The sequence below is a fragment of the Kitasatospora sp. NPDC057198 genome, from assembly GCF_042670125.1.
GTDB lineage: Bacteria > Actinomycetota > Actinomycetes > Streptomycetales > Streptomycetaceae > Kitasatospora.
Map to the genome: position 1 here is coordinate 1 of NZ_JBHUWH010000488.1, position 5,629 is coordinate 5,629.

A 5,629-nucleotide genomic window follows, 5' to 3' on the forward strand; every position below is an offset into this window, starting at 1 on the left:
GCCAGCGGCTCACGGCGCCAGAGGATCGGGAGCTAACGCCGACAACCAGAAACCAGGAGCCGGACCGGAGTTCAGGCCGACGGCTCACGGCACCAGGGGGCGAGAGTTGACGTCGGCAGCCAGTTGTCGGGAGCCGGGCCGGAGTTCAGGCCAACGGCTCGCGGCACCAGAGGACCGGGAGTTGACGTCGGCAGCCAGCTACCAGAAGCCGAGCCGGAGTTCGAGACGGCGGCTCGCGGCGCCAGGAGGCGGGAGTTGACGCAGGCGACCGAACGCCGGAAGCCGGACCGGAGTTCAGGCCGGCGGCTCGCGGTGCCAGGGGGCGTCCGGGCGGGTTGGGACGGGGGTCGCGGTCAGCCGCAGGGCGTACTGGCCGGGGGCGGGTTCGCCCAGGTAGTGGTGGCCGGTGAGGTGGCACCAGGCGGGCAGGTCGAGGGGGGCGGCCGGGTCGGTGGCCAGGACGTGTACGAGGGTGCCGGGCGGGGCGCCGGTGATGGCGGCGCGCAGGCGCAGCAGCAGGGTGACGCAGAGCAGGCCGCGGCCGTCGACGGTGAGTGCGGGGGTGGGGGCGGTCACCGGCGGGTCCGGGTGGCGGTGGTGGCGAGGGCCGGGAGGATCACCAGGGCGAGCAGGCCGCCGCCGAGGGCGAGCACGGAGTACCCGGCCAGGTCGACCACGGTGCCGGAGGCGAGACCGCCGGCAGCGCCGGAGACGGCGATGGCGACGTCGACGCTGCCCTGGGTCCTGGCGCGGGTGGCGAGCGGGGCGGCGTCGGTGATGATCGCGGTGCCGGAGACCAGGCCGAAGTTCCAGCCGAGTCCGAGCAGGACCAGGGCAAGGGCGAGCAGCGCGACGGAGTCGGCGGGGGCGAGGGCGGCGACGAGTCCGGCGGCGAGCAGGGTGAGGCCGGCCGCGGCGCCGACGGCGAGCGGGCCGTGCCGGTCGACCAGCCGCCCGGTGAGCGGGGAGGGCAGGTACATCGCGGCCACGTGCAGGGCGATGACCAGGCCGGACGCGGCGGTGCCGTGGCCGTGGTCGCGCATGTGGACGGGCGTCATGGTCATCACGGCGACCATCACCAGTTGGGTGACCACCATGACCTGTGCGCCGAGCAGGACGCGGTTGCGGATCCGGGCGGCGGCCGCCGGATCGGCGGGCACCTCGACGGGCACCTCGACCGGCGTTTCGGCGGGGACACCGGCAGCGGCCGGAACGGCGGTGGCGGTGGTGGCGGTGGCCGCGGTGGCGCGGGCCAGCAGCAGCGGGTCGGGGCGCAGGCGGGTGGCGAGGACGAGTGCGGCGGCGGCGTAGGCGAGTCCGGCGAGCAGGAAGGGTCCGGCCAGTCGGGGCAGGTCGAGGACGTGGGCGAGGTCGCCGGTGGGTGCGGCCAGGTTGGGGCCGAGGACGCCGCCGAGGGTGGTGGCGACCAGGACGGTGGAGACCGCGCGGGCCCGGTGGCCGGGGGCGGCGAGGTCGGCCCCGGCGTAGCGGGCCTGGAGGTTGGTGGCGGTGCCGGCGCCGTAGACGAAGAGCGCGGCGAACAGCAGGGCGGGGCTGTCCAGGGCGGCGGCGGTGATGACGCCAACGCTGCCGACCGCGCCGGTGGCGTACCCGGCGGCGAGGCCGGGGCGGCGGCCGCGGGCGGCGGATATCCGGCTGACGGCGATCGCCGCGCACGCGCTGCCCGCGGTGAACAGGGCGCTGGGCAGTCCGGCCAGTCCGGTGCTGCCGAGCATGTCCTCGGCGAGCAGGGCGCCGACGGTGATGCCCGCGGCGAGGCCCGCGCCGCTGAGTACCTGCGAGACCACCAGGACGCGCAGGACGTGCCGCTGCACGGCGGGGTCGACGGTGGTACCGGTCACGGGCTCTCCTCGATCATCCATGGATCCTTGGAATATGGTACCGACGCCCCTCCCGGGCGGAACCACCGGGTAACGTGCCGGGCAGCCTGCCGGGCAACCCGCCCGGGAGGGGCCGGACCGGGGAGGGGTCGCGTGACGCCGGAGGACGACTACTGCGCCGGGGGGCCGACGCTGCCCGGGTTCGGGCTGGTGATGACGGCGGACGCCGGAATGACCGTGTTCCTGCTGGAGATGACCGCCATACTCGAGTCCTTCGGGATCTCCCGGGCCGAGGCGGTGGCCCGGATGAACTACTCCTGGGGAAAACACCGGTTCGCTCCCTACCCCGACCTGATGTGCCACGACGCACCCGAGCACTGGGCCCACGGCATGTACTACGACGACGGCAGCGCCGCCACCGTGGCGTACTGGGAGCCGGACGCCGACCGGAGCACCTGGGCGGTCGTTCCGGCGCCGCCCGACGGCGATCCCGCGTGGACGCTGCCCCGTGGCGCGTGAGGACGGCCGGGGCCCCGCGGCGTACGGACTGGTGATGAAGGCCGACCGGGGGACGACCCGGTTCCTCTGCGAGGTCGTCGAGGTGCTGGAGTCCTTCGGGATCTCCCGGGCCGAGGCGGTGGCCCGGCTGAACCGCTCCTGGGGGAGCCTGGAGTTCGAGCCGTACCCCGACCTGGTGTGCCACGAGGAGCCCGAGTACTGGGCGCACCGGATGTACTACGCCGACAACGCCGGTGCCACCGTGCCGTACTGGGACGAGGGCGCCGACCGCGGCGCGTGGGCGGTCGTTCCGGCGCCGCCCGACGGCGACCCCGCGTGGACGCTGCCCCGGGAGGGGTGAGCGGCGGGGCGCGTGCGCCGGGGTGTGCGTCGAGCGCCCCCGTGCGGGTGAGCGGCGGGTCGTTCGTAGGCGGAGGCGGCGTGTCGGGCGGGTGGGCGCTGCCAGGGTGTGGCGGGTGATCTCTCGACGTGGATTGTTCCTCGCCTCCGGCGGTGCGATGACCGCCGCCGCCCTGGCCGGCCCCGGCACCGGCCTCTCCCGCGCGGTCGGTGCGGCCGCCCCGCCGCCCGACCCGGCACGGCAGGAGGCGGCGCTGACCATGGCGCGCCGGATCCTGCTGACCGACGCCGACCACCGCGACCTGACGCTCGACTACCTGAAGCTGCTGACCGGCCGTCAGCGGCTGCGTCCGGCCACCTCGCGCGAGGTGCTGGTGGTGGGCGCGGGCGTGGCGGGCATGGTGTGCGCGCGGCTGCTGATGGCGGCCGGGCACAAGGTGCGGGTGCTGGAGGCGAACCGGAGCCGGGTCGGCGGCCGGGTGAAGACCTTCCGCGGCGACCTGTGGCAGGACCCGCGGCTGCACGCGGAGGCGGGCGCGATGCGGATCCCGTCCAGCCACGTGCTGACCCTCGCGCTGGCCGACCACCTGAAGGTGCCGCGCCGCCCGTTCCACCTGGTGGACGTCCCGCCGCAGCCCGACCTGTCCTCCGGGGACGCCCGGGTGGTCTACCGGTCGTGGACGGGCGAGGAGTTCGCCACCGGCACCGCGCCCGCGTACACCGCGCCGAAGGGCCTGGGCGGGCGGCTGGTGCACGTGAACGGGCAGACCGTCAGCAAGGCGGCGTACGCGGCCGACCCGGGCCCGGTGAACAAGAGCTTCGGCTGGGACAGCGGCCTGACCGCGGCCGCCGCCTTCGACCGCGCCCTGGACACCGCCCGCGCGTACACGATGGTGAAGAACGGTGACGGCTCCTGGAGCGACAAGCCGATCGAGCAGCGGGTGACCGGCATGGCGCAACTGCTGTACGACCTGGACGGCTACTCGCTGCTGCGCTACCTGCAGGAGAGCGAGGGCTGGAGCGACGCCCAGGTGCAGGCGGTGGGCACGCTGGAGAACCTGACCAGCCGGCTGTCGTACGGCTTCCTGCACTCGGTGTTCGACGCCTCCGACATCAACCCGGCGGTCACCTACTTCGAGTTCAGCGCGGGCACCGACGCGCTGACCGAGGCGCTCGCCAGGGACCTGCCGATCGAGCGCGGCAGGGTGGTGACGCGGGTGCGCCTGGACGGCGGCGGGGTGACGGTCGTCGCCGAGCCGGAGACCGGCCCGGAGGACGAGGCGTGCGAGGGCGCGGTCGGCGGCGACCGCTGCGAGTACCGGGCGGACGCGGTGGTGCTGGCGGTGCCGTACGCGGCGCTGCGGCACGTCGACTTCGACCCGATCCTGCCGTACGCCAAGCGCCGGGCGATCGCCGAGCTCAAGCACGACACCGCGCACAAGGTGCTGGTGGAGTTCACCGAGCGCTGGTGGGAGTGGGACGAGGACACCTGGAAGGCGAAGCTGGGCGCCGAATACCGGCCCGCCCCGCACGGGGACGCGGTGGCGGCGGTCGGCGGCGGCTGCGTCTCGGACGAGGCCAGCCGGTTCGTCTACTTCCCCTCCCACCCGAGCGACGACGGCGCGCCCGGCGGCATCGTGCTGGCCGCCTACAACTGGGCCGAGGACGCGCTGCGCTTCGACGCGCTCACTCCCGCCGACCGGCACACCGAGGCGCTCGACCACCTGGCGGGCCTGTTCGGCGAGCGGATCCGCCGCTACGCCACCGACCGGCACGTCTCGCAGTCCTGGCTGCGCAACCGCTGGGCGCTCGGCGAGGCCGTGATCGAGACCCCCGGCCAGCTGCTCAGCCTCGGCCCGCACGTCGCCGCCCCGGTCGAGGGCCGGCTGTTCTTCGCGGGCGACCACTGCCAGCCGCGCTACCACGCGTGGATCTCCGGCGCGATCGCCTCCGGCGTGGAGGCGGCCGTCCAGCTCACCTCCGGCTGACGGCCGGGGCAGGGCAGGGCCGGGTCAGGACCGGGTCAGGACCGGGTCAGGGCCGGGGCAGGGTCGGTCACGGCGGCTGGCTGCTGACTGCTGATGGTTGATGGCTGATGACTGACGCCCGCTCAGGGCCCGTCCGGTGGTGCACCGCCGGACGGGCCCTGACGCGCGTTCAGCCGGTCGGCCCCGAACGGGCGGCGAGTCGGGCGGCGGGCCGGTCGGGGCGCCGATAGCATCGGCCCATGCCTGACGCCGTCCGCCACCAGCGGTCCTCGGTGCTGCTGGCGTTCCGCTCCGCGGTGGCCCTGAACCGGCTGCTGGACGTGCTGCCGGTGTTCGAGGGCGACCCGCGGATCGACCGCTGGTTCACCCTGGTGCCCGGCTCCCGGTTCGGGACGGACGCGCTGGCCGTGTTGGACCGGGCCGGCGCCCGGGTGGTGGACTTCGACGAGGCCCGCGAACGGCACTTCGACCTGGTCCTCTCCACCAGCCCCAAGGGCGCGCTGACCAGCCTGTCCGGCCGGGTCCGCGCGCTGCTGCCGCACGGCGCCGGGTTCAACAAGGCGCTGGCGGACGAGGGTTCGCCCCGCCTGCCGTCCGGCCTCGACCCGGCGTTCCTGCTCGCGGCGGGCGAACCGTGGGCCGACCTGCACGGCCTCGGGCACGACGAGCAGCTCGCCCGGCTCACCGAGTTCTGCCCGCCGGCCGCCGCCCGCGCGGTCGTGGTCGGCGATCCGACGCTGGACCGGATGCGGGAGTCGACCGGCCGCCGCGACACCTACCGGGCCCGGCTCGGCGTCGGCGACCGGACGCTGCTGGCGGTGCTGACCACCTGGGGTCCGGAGAGCCTGCTGGCGCGCCGCCACGGCCTGCCGCTGGAACTGGCCCTGCACCTGCCCGTGGACGAGTACCGGATCGCCGTGGTTTTGGTTGTATATGTGGTTG

5 protein-coding genes and 1 pseudogene are annotated in these 5,629 nt (G+C 75.1%); 4 read left to right on the top strand and 2 right to left on the bottom strand.

What is annotated here, in order from left to right:
- Nucleotides 1–294: 294 nt before the first annotated feature.
- Both ACFUEL_RS33835 and ACFUEL_RS33840 read right to left on the bottom strand, forming a co-directional pair.
- Entirely contained in the window at nucleotides 295–576 is a 282-nt protein-coding gene (locus ACFUEL_RS33835; protein ID WP_380241104.1) for a sulfurtransferase TusA family protein, read from the bottom strand.
- Complete coding sequence (locus tag ACFUEL_RS33840; RefSeq protein ID WP_380241106.1) at nucleotides 573–1,862, bottom strand: MFS transporter; 1,290 nt, start codon at nucleotides 1,860–1,862, stop codon at nucleotides 573–575. Before ACFUEL_RS33840 ends, ACFUEL_RS33835 begins: the two co-directional genes overlap by 4 nt.
- A gap of 132 nt (nucleotides 1,863–1,994) precedes the next feature.
- Between ACFUEL_RS33840 and ACFUEL_RS33845 the strand changes: the two genes are divergently transcribed.
- The 4 genes and pseudogenes from ACFUEL_RS33845 to ACFUEL_RS33860 all read left to right on the top strand — a co-directional run.
- A complete protein-coding gene (locus ACFUEL_RS33845) occupies nucleotides 1,995–2,360 on the top strand; it encodes a hypothetical protein (protein ID WP_380241108.1) in 366 nt (121 codons plus the stop codon).
- A complete protein-coding gene (locus ACFUEL_RS33850; RefSeq protein ID WP_380241110.1) occupies nucleotides 2,350–2,700 on the top strand; it encodes a hypothetical protein in 351 nt (116 codons plus the stop codon). Before ACFUEL_RS33845 ends, ACFUEL_RS33850 begins: the two co-directional genes overlap by 11 nt.
- Before the next feature lie 115 nt (nucleotides 2,701–2,815).
- Nucleotides 2,816–4,687 (top strand): flavin monoamine oxidase family protein, encoded by a 1,872-nt coding sequence (locus tag ACFUEL_RS33855; RefSeq protein ID WP_380241111.1) that lies wholly within the window; start codon nucleotides 2,816–2,818, stop codon nucleotides 4,685–4,687.
- A gap of 239 nt (nucleotides 4,688–4,926) precedes the next feature.
- Nucleotides 4,927–5,629: pseudogene (locus ACFUEL_RS33860) on the top strand (translation initiation factor 2); the annotation flags it as partial.